Raw genomic sequence first — 18,234 nt, forward strand, 5'->3', positions numbered from 1 at the left:
GTCCGCCAGCTTTCAGGACGTCGCCGATTCGACGAAGGTGACCATGTTGCCGTCCGGATCGCACACCGGCGCGAAACGCACGAAGTGCGTGGCCAGTTGCGGGGCAGGGACGTCGATGTTGCGATCCTGCAGGTCATGCAGGATTTCGTCCAGATCCTCGACCATGATGCCGACCGACGTTGCACCGGCGTGGCAGCAGGGCTCTTCGGTCAGCTCGTTCCTCGACAGCAGCTGGATGCGCGTGCGCCTGGCGATCTGCCACTCGGCACAGAACGCGTTGGGTGTGTCGTCAGGGTCCCGTCCGAACAGGCGGGCATACCAGGCGCTGGATGCAGCAAAATCGCTCACGGCAACAGTGGCGAGAACCTGGCGGGCAGTCATGATGTTTCTCCGCGGGTATTGGCGCAAGATTTAGCGCCTCGTCCATGTCGGCAGCGTGAAGGTCCGCACGATGCCCTTATAATCGCGGCCCGTTTACCTGATTCAGGGGCGTTCCGTGTCCGATATTCCCGCCTGTCCGTCCTGCGCGATGGAGAACACCTATCCCGACGGCGACAACTACATCTGCGCCGATTGTGGCCACGAGTGGCCGATTGCGTCGGGTAACGGCGAGGGTGGCGATGCGCTGGTGGTGCGCGACGTCAACGGCAACGTGCTCAACAGCGGCGACACCGTGACGCTGATCAAGGACCTCAAGGTGAAGGGTTCATCGATCCCGCTGAAGCAGGGCACGGTGATCCGCAACATTCGCCTGGTCGATGGCGACGACGAGCACATCGAAGGCAGCTCGGACAAGATCAAGGGACTGGTGCTGAAGGTGTGCTTCCTGAAGAAGGCCTGAGGCCGCTGCCCGTTGTCAGTCCGGGGGCAAGGCCTGGAAGCGCTGCACGAAATCGGCTGCTGCTTCCGGCATGCCGAGATGGTAGCCCTGGCCAAAATCGCAGCCCATGCCGGCCAGCAGGTCCTCGGTGGCCTGGTTCTCGATGCCTTCGGCAATCGTGGCGAGGTCGAGGTCGTGGGCCATGTTGATGATCGCGCTGACCAGTCGAGTCGTATGCGGATCCTCCTGCATGGAGCCGATCAGTGACTGGTCGATCTTCAGTTCGGTAGCGGGGAAGCGGCGCAGGTAGGAGATCGATGCGTAGCCGGTGCCGAAATCGTCGATGGCGATACGCACGCCCATGTCACGCAGCCGGCGCAGCACCTGCACGCTGGACTCCAGGTCCGCGGCCAGCGCGGTCTCGGTGACTTCCGCGATCACCGAGGTGGGCGCCACGCCCCAGATGTCGAGTGCGCCCCGGAACTGCTCGACCATGCCGGGCCGCGAAAAGGCCTGCGGCGAGAGGTTGATGGCAAAGTCCAGTCCGCCCTTCGCGCACAGCGGCGCGGCGTGGCGCAGGGTGGCGTTGATGCTCCAGCGGGTCAGCATCGAAATCAGGTCGCTCTGTTCGGAAAACGGCACGAAGCTGGCCGGCGACACCGCGCCGTGGCGGGGGCTGGTCCAGCGTGCCAGCGATTCGACGGCCACCAGGCGCCGTGCCTGCAGCTCGCATACCGGCTGGAAATACACCTGCAGCCGGTTCGCCTCGATGGCGTCGCGCAGTTCCTCGTAGAAAATCTCCACCTGGGTGTCGTGCGGCTGGTAGATCTGGCAGGACTCGCGCCGGCGCTGCGCTTCGTCCAGCGCCATCGCGGCGCGGCGGCACAGCAGGTCCGCGTCCTGCCCGTGTTCGGGGTAGAGCGCGATGCCCATCACCGCGCGCAACTGCCAGGGCGATTCCACGCCGTGCAGCGGCTGCTCGAAGGCCTGGCTGAGTCGCGCGCTGGCCAGCAGCACGTGGTTGCGGCTCAGCATGTCGGGCAACAGCACGGCGTAGCTGTCGTCGCCGGCGCGGAAGACCCGGTCGGCGGGGCGCAGCGACCGCACGATCAGTTCATGGGCGATCTCGCCGGCGTGCTCGCCCTGCGCGTAACCGAAGCGCAACGCGATCTGGCGCAAGCCGCGGGCACGCAGCATGAGCACGGCGAAACGCCCGCCTGTTTCGGCGCAGGCGGCGATTTGTTCCTCGATCGCGGCAAACAGGGAATCCCGATTCAGCATGTCGATGGCAACGCGGCCTGGAGACTTGAGGACGGGTGGAGCGCGAACCCGTGGCACGGGCGAATCATCGCAGCTGCGTCATTTCAGGAACAGACCGGCGGCGTCGATGCCATAGTCGCCGGCGACCAGGCTGCGCACGATGTCCACCGCGGCGTCATGGCCCTGCTGCATCAGGTCGACCTGATGGAAATCCTCCAGCGGCTGCTTGTTCGACCGGGTCAGCACGACGACCTTGGGGCGCAGCCGGCGCACCTGGTTCTGCGCCATCACCACGGCGACCTCGCCGGTGCTCAGCTCCACCAGCGACCCGGTCGGGTAGACGCCGAGGCAGACCTGGAAGCGCTCGATCATCTCGGCCTGGAACAACGTGTTGCGGGTGGCGTAGATCTGCCGCAGCGCGTGGTGACGGGAAATGGCCGGACGATAGGGGCGCGGACTGATCATCGCGTCGTAGGTGTCGATGATGCCGAGCATGCGTCCGGTGATCGGGATCATGTTGCCGGCCAGGCCGTCGGGATAGCCGCTGCCATCATGGCGCTCGTGATGGCTGCGCAGGATGTCGAGCACGTCCTGGTCGGTGATGTCCGACTCGGAGACGATCGCCAGCCCTGCCTCGACGTGCGAGCGCACCACGTCCACTTCGGCGGGCGAGAGCGAGCCGGGATAGCGCAACAGGTTTTCGGGAACGCGGGTCTTGCCCACGTCCATCAGCAGGCCGCCGGCGGCCAGGCTGAGAATGGTGTCCTCGGCGAAGCCCATGTGCCGCCCGAACGCGGCGGCAAGCGCGCTGCAACCGATCGAATGGCTGTAGGAATAGTTGTCGTGCCGGCGCAAGCCCTCGACCAGGAAAAATGCATCGGCGCTGCGCAGCACGCTGGCCACCAGCGGTCGCACTGCCTGCTCCACGCGCTCCACCGAGAGCTCGCGGCCGCTGGCGATGTCTTCGTAGATCCGGTCGACCATCTCGCCGGCGTTGTCCAGCGCGGCGTGCGCCCGCGGCGCTTCCTCCTCGACCGGAATCCTGTCGGCGTACTGGACGGTGTCCTTGAAGCGGGTCCCGGAGAGGCTGGTGCGGGTCAGTGCCGGTCGTGCCGTTATCGGCACCTGGCGGCGAAGGTCGATGTATACGTACTCGCAAACCGCGCGGACGGCAGCGAGATCCTCGGGACTGGCCAACCCCACTCCCTGCAGGGGAAAAGAGGTCGCTTCCCACGGTCGGTCGAGCCGGCACACGTACATGCCAAGCCGGAGGGCGTGGACGTCCATGCGCTGTTCTTCGATCTCAAAGGCCACGCATGGTCCCGGGCTGGCTGGAATGGGGCGAGCCGATGGTCTGGCCGAATGGCCCGGCGGCAGACTTTCCGCCTCCTGCAACACCCGGCAGCCTAGCAGGGGATTGTGTGCAGATGCCAATGAAGCATGTCGCGCAGGATGCCTGCATACCGGGCAGGGACGTGGTCGCGAATCAATGCGTGCGCCGACCGGACCATTGGCCTCGCCGAGGGGTGCCACTACAGTGCAACACCTTGCCCAGGACCCTCGTGCCCGTATGTCGCCCACTCACCGACTCTTGCGTACCTTCCGATCGATCCATCTGCACCTGGGCGTGTTCACCGCCCCGATGCTGCTGTTTCTTGCCATCACGGGCGGGCTGCAGGTGTTTGGCCTGCACGAAGGCTCGCGCGGCAGCAGCTACGCGCCGCCGGCCTGGCTGGCCAGCGCGGCGCAACTGCACAAGAAACAGACCCTGGAAATGCCACAGCGGCGGCGTCCGCCGGCCGCGGCAGCCGGCAACACGGCACAACCGATGCCGGTCGCGCAACCGCGCGACGGGGCGGCTCGGCCAGCGAAGAAGAATCTGTGGCCGATGAAGGTGTTTTTTGCGCTGGTCGCCCTGGGCCTGCTGGTGTCGGTGTCGAGCGGGCTGTACATGGCGTGGCGCTTCACCCGCCGCCCCGCGGTGTTCGGTGCGGTGCTCGGCGCCGGAGTCGTGGTGCCGTTGTTGCTGCTGTTGTTCTGACCCGTCGGCGCGGCAGGCTGGAATGCGGCCTGCCGCGGCCGGTGACTCAGGCGATGGTCAGCGTCACGTCGATGTTGTTGCGGGTGGCGTTCGAATAGGGGCAGACGATGTGCGCCTTCTGCACCAATGCCTCGGCCTCGGCGCGCGGCATGCCGGGGATCGTGATGGTCAGCTCGACCTCGATGCCGAAGCCGGTGGGAATCGGGCCGATGCCGACCTGGCCGGTGACTTGGGTGTCGGCTGGCAGCTGTAGCTTCTGCTGGCCAGCCACGAACTTCATCGCGCCCAGGAAGCAGGCCGAGTAGCCGGCGGCGAACAACTGTTCCGGATTGGTGCCGTCACCGCCGGCGCCACCCAGTTCCTTCGGGGTGGTCAGTTTGACGTCGAGCACGTTGTCGGAGGAGGTGGCGCGGCCGTCGCGACCACCGGTGGCGGTGGCCTTGGAGCGATACAGGACTTTTTCGATGGACATGGCGGATTCCTTGGTTGGGGGTGGTGAAGTTGCGTGCTATCAAATAGCGCGCTATTTGAATGATGGAAAAACGATTGGCGATCAGTCCTCGGTGGACAGCTTGCGGCGCAGGTCCTGCAATTCCTGCTTGAGGTGGATCAGCTGCTCCGGTGCGCAGCGGGTAGCGCAGAAGATCGATTCCTGCACCTTGCCGGCCTTGCCCTGCAGCGCCTTGCCCCGGGCGGTCAGCGAGATCACCACGTGGCGTTCGTCATCGCGCGAGCGCAGCCGCGTCACCAGGCCTGCGGACTCCAGCCGCTTGAGCAGCGGGGTCAGGGTGGCGGAGTCGAGGAACAGGCGTTCACCGATTTCCGACACGCTGAGGCTTTCGTCCTCCCATAGCACCATCATCACCAGGTACTGCGGATAGGTGATGTCGAGGGCCTTGAGCAGCTTGCGATACACCTTGTTCATGGCCAGCCCGGCCGAATAGAGCGCAAAGCACAATTGCGCATCCAGCCGGGGTACGGCGTTGGCGGCAGGCTTCGTGGTGGTGCGGGCGGCTTTCATGGCTGCGCATATTACATAGCGCGCTATTCGTTTGCAAGCGATCCTGTTCGCGAGATTGCAGCCGTATCGCGCGGCTGGAGTAGAGTTGTGGACCCGCCGGTGCCGCCAGAGGTTCCGGCATCCACGCAGCAGCCCAGGGGACTACGCATGGACTTCCGGATCAGCAGGTTCGTCACACTCGCGGTTGCCGCCTCCGTGGCGCTGGGTGGAGCCGGTGTCCACGCCGGGGAAACGTACAGCGCGGCCCAGCGCGAGGCCCTGGGCGCGGTCGATGCGCTGTTTGTGGCCATGACCCGGCATGACGTGGAAGCTTCGCGTCGGCTGATCCTGCCCGGCGCCAACTTCGTGGTGCTGCTGCCCGACGGCAAGCTGCGGATCGAGGCCGATACCGGTTATCTCGACACGCTGGCCAAGCGCAAGGAAGCCTTCCTCGAGCGCATCTGGGATGCACAGGTCACCGTGCAGGGGAATCTCGCCCAGGTATGGGCGCCGTACGACTTCCATCTGGACGGCAAGCTGTCCCATTGCGGCATCGACAGTTTCAGCCTGGCGCGGACCGCCGATGGCTGGCGCATCGCCGGCATCAGCTACACGGTGCAGAAGGTCGGTTGCGCGCCGAGCCCGCTGGGTGCCGTGCACCCGCAGTGAGGGCGTTTCAGGTCACTCCAGCGGCGCGGTGATCATCAGCTGGTCGACGTCGTAGCCGCGCTGGCGCGAGTGTTCCTTCAGCGTCTGGAACAGCGCATCGTCCATCGACGCCTTGCGGGCGAGGATCCACAGATGTTTCCGGCCGGGACTGCCGATCACCGCCCATTGGTAGTCCGGGTCCACCTCGATCACCCAGTAGTCGGCCCAGGTCACCGGCAGCCAGCTCAGCCAGCCCGGGGCGAAGCGCACCTCCAGCGCACCGGGCTGGCCGTCCTTGATCCGGGCCACGCCGGTGACCGACATCCGGCCCTTGCGGGTGCGACAGGTGTTGTCCACGCGTACGGTGCCGTCGGCGTTCGGCGTGTACCTGGCGGTCACGCCGTCCAGGCACTTGCGCTCGAAATACATCGGCAACCGGGCGATCTCGTGCCATTGGCCGGCGTAGTGGTTGAGGTCGAGCGAGCGCACCGGCTCGTTCGGCAGCGTGGCCGCCGCGACGGGTGCGGCGAAGGCCAGCGATGCGAAAAACAGAAGCAGGAAGGGCATGGCGGATGCCGGCAAGGAGGGACAGAGCATGCTACGTGTCGGAAGTGCCACTGGATGCGGGCATCGAGCAGGAATGGCCAGGGGCGCGTCATCGGCTGGCTGGTACGTCATGGCTTGCGCTCCAGCCGGGCGAACGAGAAAAGCGATGCCAACCGGTGCCTGCGCCGTTCGATCAGCGCGCGGATCAGCTCCGCGCCCAGCATGCTGTAAGTGATGCCATTGCCGCCATAGGCCATCGCAAAATGCACGCGCGGCCCGTATTGCGCATGCGGCCCGAAGAACGGCAGGCCGTCATCAGTCTCGGCGAAGGTGCCGCCCCAGGCGAAGGTAGGGGTCAGCCGGAGGCCGGGAATGGCCCTGGCCACCTTGCCCACCAGTTTGCGCGCCTTGCGGTCGACCCGTGCATCGCGCAGGGCCGGCACGTCGATGGCGTCATCTTCGCCGCCGACCAGCAGACGGTGGTCGGCGGTGCTGCGCAGATACAGGTAGGGGCGGGCGGTTTCCCAGGCCATGGTGTCGGCCAGGCCATGCAACGCATCCGGATCGAGCGGATCGGTGACGAAGGCGTAGCTGCTGCGGTTTCGTGCCACCGGTGTCTTCAACCATTGCTGGCTGGCGTAGCCGGCGGCGACCACCACGTGTTTTGCGCGCAGGCGGATGCCGTCGCTGCTGCGCAGGGTGACGCCCAAGCTGCCCGCCTCGATGGAATGGATCGTGCTGCGATCGAACACGGCCGTGCCGCGGCGTTCGAGCCGGGCGAACAGCCGGTTGGCCATCCGGTACGGGTCCATGCGGGCGGCCAGCCGGCTGAGGATCGCGCCTGGCGCCTCGATGCCGTAGTCGCCACGGAGCGCGTCCGCCGACAACCATTCCACGGCCAGGCCATGCTTGCGACGCAGCGCGAGTTCGTCCTGCATCGCCGGGACATCGCGGCGGCGGCTGGCGTAGTAGAGGCTGCGCATTTTCGCGAAGCCGACGTCGCGCACCTCACGGGCCAGCGTGCCCAGGCGCGGGATCGCCTCGGCGCAGGCGGTGTAGGCAAGTACCGCATCGGCCTCGCCGTAACGCCGCGCCAGCTCGCTCATTGGCGTGTCGATCTCGTACTGCAACAGCGCCGTGCTTGCCGCGGAACTGCCCCAGCCGATGTCGCGCTGTTCCACCACGACAACGTCGTGTCCCGCCGCGACCAGTTCATGGGCGATCAGGGCGCCGGTGATGCCGCCGCCGATCACCACCACGTCGCAGCGCGTGTCCTGCCGCAACGGCGGGAACGCATGCATCAGGCCGTTGCTGATCGCCCAGAACGGATAGCCACTTTTGAGATCCATGCCGGTTGACCCTGGCGCACCGATTCGATGGCGCAGCGTCGGGTGTCCGATGTCTTCGCGTCGTGAGCGGGACTACCGGACTGGCGGGCTGGCCTTGGCCATTGCCACCGGCATACCATGCGCGTTCCCCGATCGTTGCCAGGACATGTGCGTGCCGCCGATCATTGCCGTAAAGCAACTCAGCAAGACCTACGCCTCCGGTTTCAAGGCACTGAACGACATCAACCTGGAAATCCGCCAGGGTGAGATCTTCGCCCTGCTCGGACCCAACGGTGCCGGCAAGACCACCCTGATCAGCATCATCTGCGGCATCGTCAATCCCGGCGAGGGCACGGTGCTGGCCGATGGCCACGACGTGGTGCGCGATTACCGCGCGGCGCGCGCGAAGATCGGCCTGGTGCCGCAGGAGCTGACCACCGACGCGTTCGAGACGGTGTGGAACACGGTCAGCTTCAGCCGCGGCCTGTTCGGCAGGAGCGCGAACCCGGCGTACATCGAGAAGGTGCTGAAGGAACTCTCGCTGTGGAACAAGAAGGACAGCCGGCTGATGACCCTGTCCGGCGGCATGAAGCGCCGCGTGATGATCGCCAAGGCGCTGTCGCACGAGCCCCAGATCCTGTTCCTGGACGAACCCACCGCCGGCGTCGACGTGGAGCTGCGCCGCGACATGTGGGCGATGGTGCGCGCGCTGCGCGACACCGGCGTCACCATCATCCTGACCACGCACTACATCGATGAGGCCGAGGAGATGGCCGACCGCATCGGGGTGATCAACAAGGGCGAACTGATCCTGGTCGAGGACAAGGCCGAGCTGATGAACAAGCTCGGCCGCAGGCAGCTGACCCTGCAGTTGCAGAGTCCGCTGGACAGCGTGCCGGCCTCGCTGTCCGGCTATGCGCTGGAGCTGTCGGCCGACGGCAGCCAGCTGGTCTACACCTTCGACGCGCAAGGCGAGCACACCGGCATCGACGTGCTGCTGCGGCGGCTCGGCGAGGCGGGCATCGACTTCAAGGACCTCAAGACCAGCCAGAGTTCGCTGGAGGATATTTTCGTGAACCTGGTGAGGGAGCGCGCATGAACGTCTACGCCATCCGTGCAATCTACCTGTTCGAAATGGCGCGCACCTGGCGCACGCTGCTGCAGAGCATCGTCTCGCCGGTGATCTCCACCTCGCTGTACTTCGTGGTGTTCGGCGCGGCGATCGGCTCGCACATGAACGGGATCGACGGGGTCAGCTACGGCGCCTTCATCGTGCCGGGACTGATCATGCTGTCGCTGCTGACGCAGAGCATCTCGAACGCCTCGTTCGGCATCTACTTCCCGAAGTTTGTGGGCACCATCTACGAGATCCTGTCGGCGCCGGTGTCCGCGTTCGAGATCGTGGCCGGCTATGTGGGCGCGGCAGCGAGCAAGTCGATCATCCTCGGGCTGATCATCCTGGTCACCGCGCGACTGTTCGTGCCGTTCCAGATCGAACATCCGCTGTGGATGCTGGCGTTCCTGCTGCTCACCGCGCTCACCTTCAGCCTGTTCGGCTTCATCATCGGCATCTGGGCGGACAATTTCGAGAAGCTGCAACTGGTGCCGCTGCTGATCGTGACGCCGCTGACCTTCCTCGGCGGCAGCTTCTACTCGATCCACATGCTGCCGCCGTTCTGGCAGAAGGTCACCCTGTTCAATCCGGTGGTCTACCTGATCAGCGGTTTCCGCTGGAGCTTCTACGGCGTGTCCGACGTGAGCGTGGGTGTCAGCGTGGGCATGACCCTGGTGTTTCTCGCGATCTGCCTGGCCGCGGTGTGGTGGATCTTCCGCAGCGGCTATCGGCTGAAGGCCTGACGGTTCAGCTCAACGCGGTATGCGCATGGAACGGCAGCAGCGTGGCGCCGGTACGGGCCACGGCCGGTTCGGCGGCGCCCAGTTGCTCCTTGCTGGCGTCGATCACCACCAGGATGCGCCCGGCCGCGATCTCGTCCTTGAACTTGCGACTGACCGCATCGGGTACCTCGAAGCCGACCATCTCGCCGATGCAGGTGCCGAACGCGGCGCCGGCAATCGTCATCGCCGCGGCGCCGGCGAGCGTCACGCCCAGCGGCGGCACGGCGACCGCGACGAGTCCGAGCAGCAGGCCGGTGCCGCCGCCACAGACGCCGCCGCGCACGGCGGCGGGGTAGAAGTCGTTGCGCCCCTGCATCAGGTGATCGGGGATCTTTTCCAGCTCGATGTCTTCGCGGGCGACCAGCGAGATGTCGTGGTCGTCCACGCCGGCTTGTCGCGCCGCGGCCATCGCGGCACGCGCTGCCGGCAGGTCGAGCGTGCTGAATACGCATCGGGTTTTCATGGAGTGTCCCTCCACTTCCGGCATGGCGCCCCTGCGGACGGCACGGGCAAGGCGGGTTTGCCGCGCCTATCTTTGTCGTCGCAACGTCATCGTTGCGTGACCCCCTTGTTATCAGAAACGATGGGCTGCGTCGGCGCGTCTTTACATGTGCCGAAGGGGAACGGGAGCACGGTCGCCCCGTCCGCAGGCCTGTACGGTGTGCCCTCGCAGGTTCGGGCGAGCGCGATGAACGAATGGGGCGCATGCAAGTCCAACCGGGATATACGGCACAACGGGAGAGATCGTGGGCAAGCAACAAGCATCGACAGGCAGCCGGATCGGAGCGGTGGTCGTGGTCCTGGCCATCGTGGCGGGAGGCATTTACCTGGTGCGCAAGGCCATGCACCCGGGCGCGCCGGAACCGACCACGCCAGCCGCTTCGGCGTCGGCCCGAACTGCTCCGGCCAGCACGCCGATCCAGCATCCGATCGAACAGGCACAGGCCGGCCCGGCAACCGCCTCGACCGCCGCGCTGCCCGCACTGGATGACAGCGATGCCGGCGTGGCTTCGGCACTGGCCGCACTGGCCGGCGGCAGCGACCTGTCGTCACTGCTGGTGAGCCAGCAACTGATCACCCGCATCGTGACCACCATCGACGCGCTGCCCCGGCACGACGGGCTGGGTACGTTCACACTGCCGGCGCATGTGCCCAAAGGCGCGTTTGCGGTCGATGAGGTCGACGGCGCGACGGTGATCGGCGCCGGCAACAGCGCCCGCTACGCGCCCTACATGCAGGTCGTGGACGCGACCGACCCGCAGGCGCTGGTGGCCTGGTACGTGCATGCCTATCCGCTGTTCCAGCAGGCCTACCGGCAACTGGGCTATCCGAAGGGCTATTTCAACGATCGCCTGATCGTGGTGATCGACGACCTGCTGGCGGCGCCGGAACCGGCCCAACCGCCCGCGGTGGTGCGCTCGAAGACGTTCTACGTCCATGCCGACCCCGCACTGGAGTCGCTCTCGACCGGACAGAAGCTGCTGCTGCGCGTCGGCTCCGCCAACGAGGCCAGGATCAAGGCGAAACTGCGTGCGATCCGCGCCGGGCTGATCGGGCAACATTTGCCGGCCACGCCGGCGGCGGCCGACGGAAGGTACCCATGACCTTGCCTGGTCGCTCCCGTGCCCGCTGACCATCCGCAACTCGATCTGCTTGGTGCTGTCGATGCCCATCCTGCCGAAGTGCACCGGCTGTTCCTGGCGCTGCTGCCGGATGCCGCGACCCGCGCACGCCTGGCGCAGATCGCGGAAACCCTCAAGGCCGACCACCCCGGCCTGCGCGCACGCTGGGTGAATCCGGCGCGCTACCACGCCACGCTGCATTTCCTGGGCGACCACGCGATGCTGCGCCAAGACCAGGTCGATGCCGCCAGGGCGGCGGCAGGCCGGCTCGGCGGCGTGCCCGCGTTCGATTGGGTGCTCGATCACGCCAGCAGTTTCCGCGGCCGCCAGCCGCCCTGCGTCCTGCGCAGCATCCGCATGCAAGAGCCGCTGCAGCAGTTGTGGCAGGAGTTGCGCCATGCGCTGGTCCTGGCCGGGCAGGGGCGGCACGTCGAGCGCAGCTTCACGCCGCACGTCACACTCGCCTATGGTCAGGGCATGCTGCCGGAAACGGCACCGATCGAGTCGGTGGCCTGGCCGGTCACCCGGGTCGGACTGATCCACAGCGTCGTGGGGCAGCAGGACTATCAGGTGCTGGCGGACTGGTCGCTGCGTTAGCGCGCCCGGTGATATCGCTGTAGTGGCGTCGTCGCAGCGGGTGCGGTATCCGGATGGACGCCCGTTTCGTCCTCGTCGTTGTTGCGGGCGTGAGCAGGCCAGCTTCACGCGCGGCGATCGCGGCGGGTTCTCGACCACAGGGCTGCCATTGCCGCCGGGCCTGATCAGGTCGCCGGGGGAGGCGTTTCCGTCGACGCGGGATTCGGGTACAACGGACCGATCCATCTCAAGCGAGCAACAAGATGCAAGCAACGCCTTCGACCGGAAGCCTGGTCTGCGTCGGTCTGGGCATGACCCTGGGTTCGCACCTGGGGCCGCTGGCGCGCAGCCATATCGAACAGGCCGACGTGGTGTTTGCCGCGCTCTCCGACGGCATTGTGGAACTGTGGCTGCAGCGCATGCATGCCGACGTGCGCAGCCTGCAGCCCTTCTACCAGGAAGGCAGCTCGCGCATGAACACCTACTGGCAGATGGTCGAGGCCATGCTGGTCGAGGTGCGCGCGGGCAAGCGGGTCTGCGGGGTGTTCTACGGCCATCCCGGTGTGTTCGCCTGGGTGCCGCACAAGGCGATCGAACTGGCCCGCGACGAAGGCTATCGCGCGCACATGGAGCCGGGCGTGTCCGCCGAGGACTGCCTGTATGCCGATCTGGGCATCGACCCGGGTGCGTATGGCTGCCAACACTACGAAGCCAGCCAGCTGCTGTTCTACCGCCGCCGCATCGACCCCACCGCCTACCTGATCCTGTGGCAGGTCGGCGTGGTGGGCGACCAGTCGATGGCGCGCTTCTCGACCAACGCCGCCTATCGCCAGGTATTGGTGGACGTGCTGGCGCGTGATTACCCGCTGACCCACGAGGTGATCATCTACCGCGCGGCGACCTTGCCGATCCAGTCACCACGCATCGAGCGGCGGCTGCTGGGCACGCTTGCCCAGGCAACGGTCGAGATGGCGGACACGGTGGTGATACCGCCGGCACGTCCGTTGCAGCCGGATCATGAAATCCTGGCGCGCTTCGATGCCCTGGACAAGGCGCTTTCTCCGGTATCGTGAGCGCAGGCGATGCGCTGGCGGTAGCCCGACGGTGGCGCTATGCTGCCCAGCGCGTCCACGGGGGTATCAGACGCACTACTGCCGGGGGGCAGACTATCGTTTTCGGTGGATCGATTGAGTGAATGGGTGTGGCGCGTCGCCGTCGAAGTCGTTCATCAGCCGGTCTGAACGTTTGCAGTTGCACCACGATCAGGTTCAAAGGGGGAATCTTGTCAGACATTATCGATTTCATGGAAAGGATGGGGGGCGATGCCCAGCTGTCGCAGGCGTCAGCGGACGAGCTGGCGGAGGTCCTGTCCGCAAGCGATCTTGCACCCGAGATGCAGTCGGTGGTGATGGAGGGGAATGCTGCAAAGCTGGAAACTCTGCTCGGAACGAAGCCCATGTGCATGTTGGTGGCACCGCCCGGACCGCCAGGTACCGAGTCAACTCCGGTGCGGCCGGCCGTACCGCCGCCGCCGCCGGATGACGCCGAGGAAGAGCAGGAAATCAAGGACCTTGCTGAACACGCGAGTGCCAGCGAACGCGAGATTCGTCGGGCCTAGTCGATGCCCAATTCCGGCACCCGGTGTCGATGGCTGCTGATCAGCTTGATTGGCAGCCTTGCCCTGTTTGCCGGCATGGCTTGCGCGACAGAACCCGCGACGACAAACGAAAGCGAAGTCCTGTTGCAGCAGGCTGAGACACAGGCTTGTCCCACTGCGCTCACGAAGCAATGCGTGAGCTTGCTGCGTCGTCTGGATTCGATGGCGGATCAGTTGTCTCCGGAACGGAGGCAGCATCTGCGCTATCTGCAGGCTTGGCAGGCTGTTCTCGGTGGCGATTACCAGAAATCGGATGCGCTCATTGACGGCATCCTGAGCCACTCGCAAGATCCGAACCTGTCGTTGCAGGCCGCGATACTGCAAGTGAATTCCCTGTCGGAGCAGTCCCGCTTCGAAGAGGCCTTCCGCCAGCTGAGCCGATTGATCGTTTCCCTGCAGGATGGCGTGGGTATCACTCCGCGCATGCGGGAAAAGGGCTTTGTAGTGGCATCCTCCCTGTACGCGGACGCTGGCCAGTATGAATTGGCGTCCTATTACGCCAACGAGATATTCAGGCAGGGTCTGGCAATCGACGGCTATACCTGCGTGGACGACCATGCCCGCATCGCGGCTCTGTTCGGCAGTGGCCAGTGGGAGGGCATCGAATCGTTGATGGCGCAGGGCATCGAGGTCTGCATCAAGGAGGGCAACAGCCTCTACGCCAATGGCATTCGCTATTTCGCGGCCAAGCTGGATGTCAGTCGCGGGCATCCGGAGCAGGCGATTGCCCTGCTGCGGAAGAACTACCCGGCGGCGGAACGCGACGGCTACGCTCCCCAGCTGGCCCAGTTCAACGCCTTGCTGGCTGCCGCTTACTACGAAACCGGGCAACTGCAGCTGGCGCGGGAGTCGGCGCTGGCGGCGATCACGCACGGCACGCACAACCATTACGCCGAATCCATCAGCACGGCCTACCGGATCCTGTATCTGGGTGCCAAGCAGCAGGGTGACTTCGCCTCGGCGCTGGCGTATCACGAAAGGTACATGACTGCCGACAAGGGCTATCTGGACGAGCTCAGCGCGAAGGCGCTCGCGTTCCAGACCGTGCAGCAGCAGGTGGCAGCGAAGAAGCTGCAGATCGACACGCTGAACAAGCAGAACCGGATCCTCCAGTTGCAGCAGTCGCTTGATCGCAGCGCGTCGGAAACCAACCGGCTGTACATCATCCTGCTGCTGACCGTGCTCGGCTTCATCGCGTTCTGGACCTACCGCATCAAACGCTCGCAACTGCGCTTCATGAAGCTGGCGCGGCGCGACGGGCTTACCGGGATCTTCAACCGGCAGCATTTCGTCAGTTCGGCCGAACTGCAGTTGCAGTATTGCCGCAAGTCGTCGCGGCAGGCCTGCCTGGTGCTGATCGACCTTGACCACTTCAAGGTGGTCAACGACACGCACGGGCATGCGGTGGGCGATCGCGTGCTGAAACGCGCCGTGGCGGCGTGCCAGAAACACCTGCGCTCCACCGACATTTTCGGCAGGCTCGGTGGCGAGGAGTTCGGCATCGTGTTGCCCGAATGCACGCTGGAACAGGCTTTGGGTCGCGCCGAACAGATCCGCGCGGCGATCGCCGACGCAGCCGGTAGCGACGATTCGCTCGCGGTGGCGGTGTCGGCCAGCTTCGGCGTGGCCACCATCGAGCGTTCGGGTTACGACCTCAGGAAGCTGCTGATCGATGCGGACGACGGCCTGTACCGCGCCAAGCGCGAGGGTCGCAACCGGGTTCGCGTCTGCGATGACGCGCAGCCACGCGAGCGTGTCGCCGGCGTGGCGGTCGAGAACGCGTAAGCCGATCTGGCGCACCCGGTGCGCGATGCGTCTCGGCATGCCCTCGTAGGGCGGACACCGTCCGCCGGCTTTCCATCACATTGTGCAGAAGCGGCGGGCAGTGCCCGCCCTACGCCTGGGGTTAGTCGGGGTCGCTTATGGTGACGCCGTGTCTTGCGCTTTCGCCGTCGGCGCATCCAGCCGGTTGAAATGGAGGATGGCGTTGAACACCAGCGGGTAGCTGCCGATGGTTTCGCCGCGCCAGATCGGGTTGCTGGCGAACAGCAGCACATGGCCCTTGCCGTAGCGGGCGTCGACCACGGCGGCGCGTTCGGCGATCTCGTCGCCACCATCGAGCAGGCCGGCGATCAAGAGGTCCTTCGCCGCGGCGTAGCGCAGGATCACCTGCGGTCGCTGGTCCAGCGGGATCACCCACGGGTTGTTGCGCATCTGCTCGGCGTTCAGCGGCATCGGCTGCCATGGCTTGACGTCGGGCAGCGCCGGCGCGGCGGTCGCGGCGCGGCCTTCCGGCGTGTCGGTGTCGTGCGGGCCACCCCGTCCGGTCGGGCGCTGGAAGTTCTTCGCGCTGGGCAGGCCGTGGTCGCCGGTGAGCAGGCTGGATACGCTGAACGACTGCCCGGCCGCGCTGTACAAGGCCAGTTCGTCGCGCGTGTAGCTGGCGGCGATCGGACTGCGCCGGTCGACGAACTTCGCCTGAAGCACGCTGCCGACGACCTTCAGCCGACTGGTGGGAACGATCGAAACGCCCGGCGCCATGCCTGTGTCGATGGCGAACTTCGCAGTGTCCTCGGCGGTGACCAGCAGCCCGCCGTCGCGCACGAAGCGCTTGAGGCTGGCCAGGCCCGTGCTGCCCAGGCCGGGACGGGTGTCGTCGGTGGCATCGATGCGACCCAGGTTCGGCGTCAGCGCCGTGGTCTTCCACGGCAGCGGGTTGCCCCACATCGGCATGCCGTCGACGATTTCCCGCGCGCTGGCGTCGCCGATCGGGGCGAACAGGATCACGTCGTACTTCGCGTGCAGGTCGCCGATCCTCGCCACATCCTGGGTGCTGATGTAGTCATACGGCACCTGCAGGTTGTCCAGCGCGATGCGCCACCAACCTTCGGTCTGGGTGCCCAGCCAGGTGTGCATCAGCGCGATGCGGGGCAGCTTTCCGTTGGGCAGATCGATCGCGGCCAGGCCCGTCGGTACGTCGACCGGCTGGCCGACCAGGCTCATCGGCGCCTGCAGGATCGCCGGATCGGTGATTCGCGCCACCTGCACGTCGAACAGGTCGCCCATCGACCAGCCGGTGTCGTCGTAGGGATGCTGCTGCGGATCTTTCGGCGACCAGTACTGGCGATCCAGCAAGGTGTCGGCGATGCGCGAGTAGGGCTGGTCCATGCGCACCACGTAGCTGCCGGCGGGGAATGTCTGCGTGGCCGGCTTCTTTGGCTTGTCGGCCGGGGCGGGCAGGCTCACGGTGACCGGCGCGCTGGTGCGGCTGATCTCCACATGCTGGCGCTGCAGCACGCGCAGCAACTGGGCGCGCGAGCCGGCGCGCGGATCGCTGGCGCTGAACACGTAGGCGGCTGGCCCGGCCTGCTGCGGCTTCTCGATCGAGCGTTTGGCCTTCAGGTAGAAGTTCTTCAGGAACTGCTGGCCATTGCCGGCGAAATAGTTCAGCGCGGTGAGCAGGCCGGTCTGCTGGTAATTGTTGTTGTTGCGCTGCGACCACAGCACGGTGGGCAGCGGCGGATTGGGCCGGTACCAGGTGCGCTCGTACTCGGACGGTTCGAGGATGCGCTGCACCGTGTCGGCGCCGCCGTTGCCGAAGGTTTCGTAAAGCCGGCTGATGCCGTTGTGCATGGCCGCGATGAACATCAGGTAGCCCGGGCTCCAGGTGTCGAAGTCGCCGTGGGTGAACACGCCGGGCATGCCCAGCCGGGTCATCTGCTGCACGTTGTCCCAGCCCAGCTGCTGCCATTCGCCGGTGAGGATCGGGTCGATCCACGCGTTGTACGGGCCGTCGCCCACCGTGTTGTCGTACAGGAACGGCACGGATTCATGCAGGTCGTGCAGCACCTGGGCATGCCAGCCCACGAAGGTGTCGGCCACGTTGCGGGTGAGCGCCAGCGACATGCCCATCGCATCGCGGTTGTTGTCGTGCGCCACGTAGTGGCCCCAGTACATCAGTCGCGGATAGTTCTGGCCGGGGTGGGCCAGGTGCCAGTTGTACAGGTCGACCATGCGGTCGCGGCCATCCACCTCGACCACCGGCGTGATCAGGGTGATCACGTGCGAGCGGATGTGGCGGATGTATGGCGCCTCGTCCACCGCCAGGCGGTAAGCCAGTTCCATCAGCGCGGTGGGCGAGCCGGTCTCGGTGGAGTGGATGGCGCCGGTGATGTAGTAGACCGGGGTGGACTGGGCGACCAGCTGGTCGGCCTTCGCATCGTCCATGGCTATCGTGCGCGGGTCGGCCAGCTGGGCCAGCCGCGCCCGGTTCGCGTCCAGCCCGGCCAGCAGACTCTCGTCGGCGATCGCCACCGCGATCATCTCGCGGCCTTCCTCGCTCTTGCCGATGGTGAACACCTTGACCCGCGGACTGGCGGCGGCCAGCGCCCGGAAGTAGCGATGGACGTCGGCGCTGTACGGCAGGTAGTTCGGCGCGCCGGCGACATGGCCCAGCACCTTCTCCGGCGTGGGGACGCTGGCGGAAGCGGGCAGGTAACTGGTCAGCGGCGTGTTGAACGACGGGTCGGTGGTGAATTTCAGGATCTGGTCGGTATAGGCCTGGTCGACCGGCTGATCCGGCGCGCGGGCGTAGTCGTTGGCCACGACGGTGCTGGCGGCGTGGGCGGCGAACACGCCGAGCGAGAACAGCACGCCGCATGAGAACCGGATGGTTGTATGCATGATCAGCTTCCCCCGTGGCCGAGGCCGGCCGATTTCCCCACTTTGCCAGAGCGCGCCGGACTGCGGATAGGCCATCAGTCAGGTAGGGATTCGGCTCGCATGCACCGTGCCGGTCGGCACGGGTTCGTGGCGCGAATCGGGTGCACAATCGGCAGAC

At 66.1% G+C, this 18,234-nt stretch carries 19 protein-coding genes; 10 read left to right on the plus strand and 9 right to left on the minus strand.

What is annotated here, in order from left to right; genetic code table 11:
- Positions 1-12 precede the first annotated feature (12 nt).
- Positions 13-381, minus strand: a complete 369-nt coding sequence (locus AC3A56_RS12315) for a VOC family protein (RefSeq protein WP_157598954.1) — start codon at positions 379-381, stop codon at positions 13-15.
- 115 nt (positions 382-496) lie between these two features.
- On the opposite strand from AC3A56_RS12315, the gene AC3A56_RS12320 reads away from it, so the two are divergent.
- The gene (locus AC3A56_RS12320) at positions 497-841 is read left to right on the plus strand and encodes a zinc ribbon domain-containing protein YjdM (RefSeq protein WP_487770522.1); all 345 of its coding nucleotides are present in this window, start codon (positions 497-499) and stop codon (positions 839-841) included.
- 15 nt (positions 842-856) lie between these two features.
- Here AC3A56_RS12320 and AC3A56_RS12325 read toward each other — a convergent pair whose 3' ends face one another.
- Together AC3A56_RS12325 and AC3A56_RS12330 are read right to left on the minus strand one after the other, a co-directional pair.
- Entirely contained in the window at positions 857-2,101 is a 1,245-nt protein-coding gene (locus tag AC3A56_RS12325; protein ID WP_487770523.1) for a putative bifunctional diguanylate cyclase/phosphodiesterase, read from the minus strand.
- A 78-nt stretch (positions 2,102-2,179) separates the two neighbouring features.
- Positions 2,180-3,394, minus strand: coding sequence for an HD-GYP domain-containing protein (locus AC3A56_RS12330; protein WP_487770524.1), 1,215 nt, complete (start codon positions 3,392-3,394; stop codon positions 2,180-2,182).
- 277 nt (positions 3,395-3,671) lie between these two features.
- On the opposite strand from AC3A56_RS12330, the gene AC3A56_RS12335 reads away from it, so the two are divergent.
- Complete coding sequence (locus AC3A56_RS12335) at positions 3,672-4,121, plus strand: PepSY domain-containing protein (RefSeq protein WP_487770525.1); 450 nt, start codon at positions 3,672-3,674, stop codon at positions 4,119-4,121.
- A 46-nt stretch (positions 4,122-4,167) separates the two neighbouring features.
- Here the strand turns inward: AC3A56_RS12335 and AC3A56_RS12340 are convergent, their stop codons facing one another.
- Together AC3A56_RS12340 and AC3A56_RS12345 are read right to left on the minus strand one after the other, a co-directional pair.
- Positions 4,168-4,593 carry an organic hydroperoxide resistance protein gene (locus tag AC3A56_RS12340; protein ID WP_056766243.1) on the minus strand — a complete coding sequence of 142 codons (426 nt, stop codon included), beginning with the start codon at positions 4,591-4,593 and terminating at the stop codon, positions 4,168-4,170.
- Between the two features lie 81 nt (positions 4,594-4,674).
- Positions 4,675-5,142, minus strand: a complete 468-nt coding sequence (locus tag AC3A56_RS12345) for a MarR family winged helix-turn-helix transcriptional regulator (RefSeq protein WP_056718210.1) — start codon at positions 5,140-5,142, stop codon at positions 4,675-4,677.
- A 147-nt stretch (positions 5,143-5,289) separates the two neighbouring features.
- Between AC3A56_RS12345 and AC3A56_RS12350 the strand changes: the two genes are divergently transcribed.
- Complete coding sequence (locus AC3A56_RS12350; protein ID WP_487770526.1) at positions 5,290-5,790, plus strand: nuclear transport factor 2 family protein; 501 nt, start codon at positions 5,290-5,292, stop codon at positions 5,788-5,790.
- Between the two features lie 12 nt (positions 5,791-5,802).
- Here AC3A56_RS12350 and AC3A56_RS12355 read toward each other — a convergent pair whose 3' ends face one another.
- Together AC3A56_RS12355 and AC3A56_RS12360 are read right to left on the minus strand one after the other, a co-directional pair.
- Positions 5,803-6,336, minus strand: a complete 534-nt coding sequence (locus tag AC3A56_RS12355; RefSeq protein ID WP_487770527.1) for a lipocalin family protein — start codon at positions 6,334-6,336, stop codon at positions 5,803-5,805.
- A gap of 107 nt (positions 6,337-6,443) precedes the next feature.
- The gene (locus AC3A56_RS12360) at positions 6,444-7,664 is read right to left on the minus strand and encodes an NAD(P)/FAD-dependent oxidoreductase (RefSeq protein ID WP_487770528.1); all 1,221 of its coding nucleotides are present in this window, start codon (positions 7,662-7,664) and stop codon (positions 6,444-6,446) included.
- Between the two features lie 145 nt (positions 7,665-7,809).
- Between AC3A56_RS12360 and AC3A56_RS12365 the strand changes: the two genes are divergently transcribed.
- Both AC3A56_RS12365 and AC3A56_RS12370 read left to right on the plus strand, forming a co-directional pair.
- Complete coding sequence (locus AC3A56_RS12365) at positions 7,810-8,742, plus strand: ABC transporter ATP-binding protein (protein WP_487770559.1); 933 nt, start codon at positions 7,810-7,812, stop codon at positions 8,740-8,742.
- Positions 8,739-9,500, plus strand: coding sequence for an ABC transporter permease (locus AC3A56_RS12370; protein ID WP_487770529.1), 762 nt, complete (start codon positions 8,739-8,741; stop codon positions 9,498-9,500). Before AC3A56_RS12365 ends, AC3A56_RS12370 begins: the two co-directional genes overlap by 4 nt.
- Positions 9,501-9,504: 4 nt before the next feature.
- Here AC3A56_RS12370 and AC3A56_RS12375 read toward each other — a convergent pair whose 3' ends face one another.
- Positions 9,505-10,002 carry a hypothetical protein gene (locus tag AC3A56_RS12375; RefSeq protein ID WP_487770530.1) on the minus strand — a complete coding sequence of 166 codons (498 nt, stop codon included), beginning with the start codon at positions 10,000-10,002 and terminating at the stop codon, positions 9,505-9,507.
- 283 nt (positions 10,003-10,285) lie between these two features.
- Here AC3A56_RS12375 and AC3A56_RS12380 point away from each other — a divergent pair, with 283 nt between their 5' ends.
- From AC3A56_RS12380 to AC3A56_RS12400, 5 genes are all read left to right on the plus strand, one after another.
- On the plus strand, positions 10,286-11,143 hold the full coding sequence (locus tag AC3A56_RS12380) for a DUF3014 domain-containing protein (protein ID WP_487770531.1): 858 nt from the start codon (positions 10,286-10,288) through the stop codon (positions 11,141-11,143).
- Between the two features lie 18 nt (positions 11,144-11,161).
- Positions 11,162-11,758, plus strand: a complete 597-nt coding sequence (gene thpR / locus AC3A56_RS12385) for an RNA 2',3'-cyclic phosphodiesterase (RefSeq protein ID WP_487770532.1) — start codon at positions 11,162-11,164, stop codon at positions 11,756-11,758.
- Between the two features lie 242 nt (positions 11,759-12,000).
- Positions 12,001-12,810: an SAM-dependent methyltransferase gene (locus AC3A56_RS12390; RefSeq protein WP_487770533.1), complete on the plus strand. Its 810-nt coding sequence runs from the start codon at positions 12,001-12,003 to the stop codon at positions 12,808-12,810.
- 209 nt (positions 12,811-13,019) lie between these two features.
- The gene (locus AC3A56_RS12395) at positions 13,020-13,355 is read left to right on the plus strand and encodes a hypothetical protein (RefSeq protein WP_056766224.1); all 336 of its coding nucleotides are present in this window, start codon (positions 13,020-13,022) and stop codon (positions 13,353-13,355) included.
- A 174-nt stretch (positions 13,356-13,529) separates the two neighbouring features.
- Complete coding sequence (locus AC3A56_RS12400) at positions 13,530-15,179, plus strand: GGDEF domain-containing protein (RefSeq protein ID WP_487770534.1); 1,650 nt, start codon at positions 13,530-13,532, stop codon at positions 15,177-15,179.
- Between the two features lie 135 nt (positions 15,180-15,314).
- Here the strand turns inward: AC3A56_RS12400 and AC3A56_RS12405 are convergent, their stop codons facing one another.
- Positions 15,315-18,077, minus strand: coding sequence for a M14 family zinc carboxypeptidase (locus AC3A56_RS12405; protein WP_487770535.1), 2,763 nt, complete (start codon positions 18,075-18,077; stop codon positions 15,315-15,317).
- Positions 18,078-18,234: the final 157 nt, after the last annotated feature.

The organism is Rhodanobacter sp. Soil_C_14 (genome assembly GCF_057657335.1).

Bases quoted from the DNA above. Each gene is read 5' to 3' on its own strand.
- AC3A56_RS12315 (WP_157598954.1), bottom strand. From the start codon at position 381: ATGACTGCCCGCCAGGTTCTCGCCACTGTTGCCGTGAGCGATTTTGCT.
- AC3A56_RS12325 (WP_487770523.1), bottom strand. From the start codon at position 2,101: ATGCTGAATCGGGATTCCCTGTTTGCCGCGATCGAGGAACAAATCGCC.
- AC3A56_RS12340 (WP_056766243.1), bottom strand. From the start codon at position 4,593: ATGTCCATCGAAAAAGTCCTGTATCGCTCCAAGGCCACCGCCACCGGT.
- AC3A56_RS12345 (WP_056718210.1), bottom strand. From the start codon at position 5,142: ATGAAAGCCGCCCGCACCACCACGAAGCCTGCCGCCAACGCCGTACCC.
- AC3A56_RS12350 (WP_487770526.1), top strand. From the start codon at position 5,290: ATGGACTTCCGGATCAGCAGGTTCGTCACACTCGCGGTTGCCGCCTCC.
- AC3A56_RS12355 (WP_487770527.1), bottom strand. From the start codon at position 6,336: ATGCCCTTCCTGCTTCTGTTTTTCGCATCGCTGGCCTTCGCCGCACCC.
- AC3A56_RS12360 (WP_487770528.1), bottom strand. From the start codon at position 7,664: ATGGATCTCAAAAGTGGCTATCCGTTCTGGGCGATCAGCAACGGCCTG.
- AC3A56_RS12365 (WP_487770559.1), top strand. From the start codon at position 7,810: ATGTGCGTGCCGCCGATCATTGCCGTAAAGCAACTCAGCAAGACCTAC.
- AC3A56_RS12370 (WP_487770529.1), top strand. From the start codon at position 8,739: ATGAACGTCTACGCCATCCGTGCAATCTACCTGTTCGAAATGGCGCGC.
- AC3A56_RS12375 (WP_487770530.1), bottom strand. From the start codon at position 10,002: ATGAAAACCCGATGCGTATTCAGCACGCTCGACCTGCCGGCAGCGCGT.
- AC3A56_RS12390 (WP_487770533.1), top strand. From the start codon at position 12,001: ATGCAAGCAACGCCTTCGACCGGAAGCCTGGTCTGCGTCGGTCTGGGC.
- AC3A56_RS12405 (WP_487770535.1), bottom strand. From the start codon at position 18,077: ATGCATACAACCATCCGGTTCTCATGCGGCGTGCTGTTCTCGCTCGGC.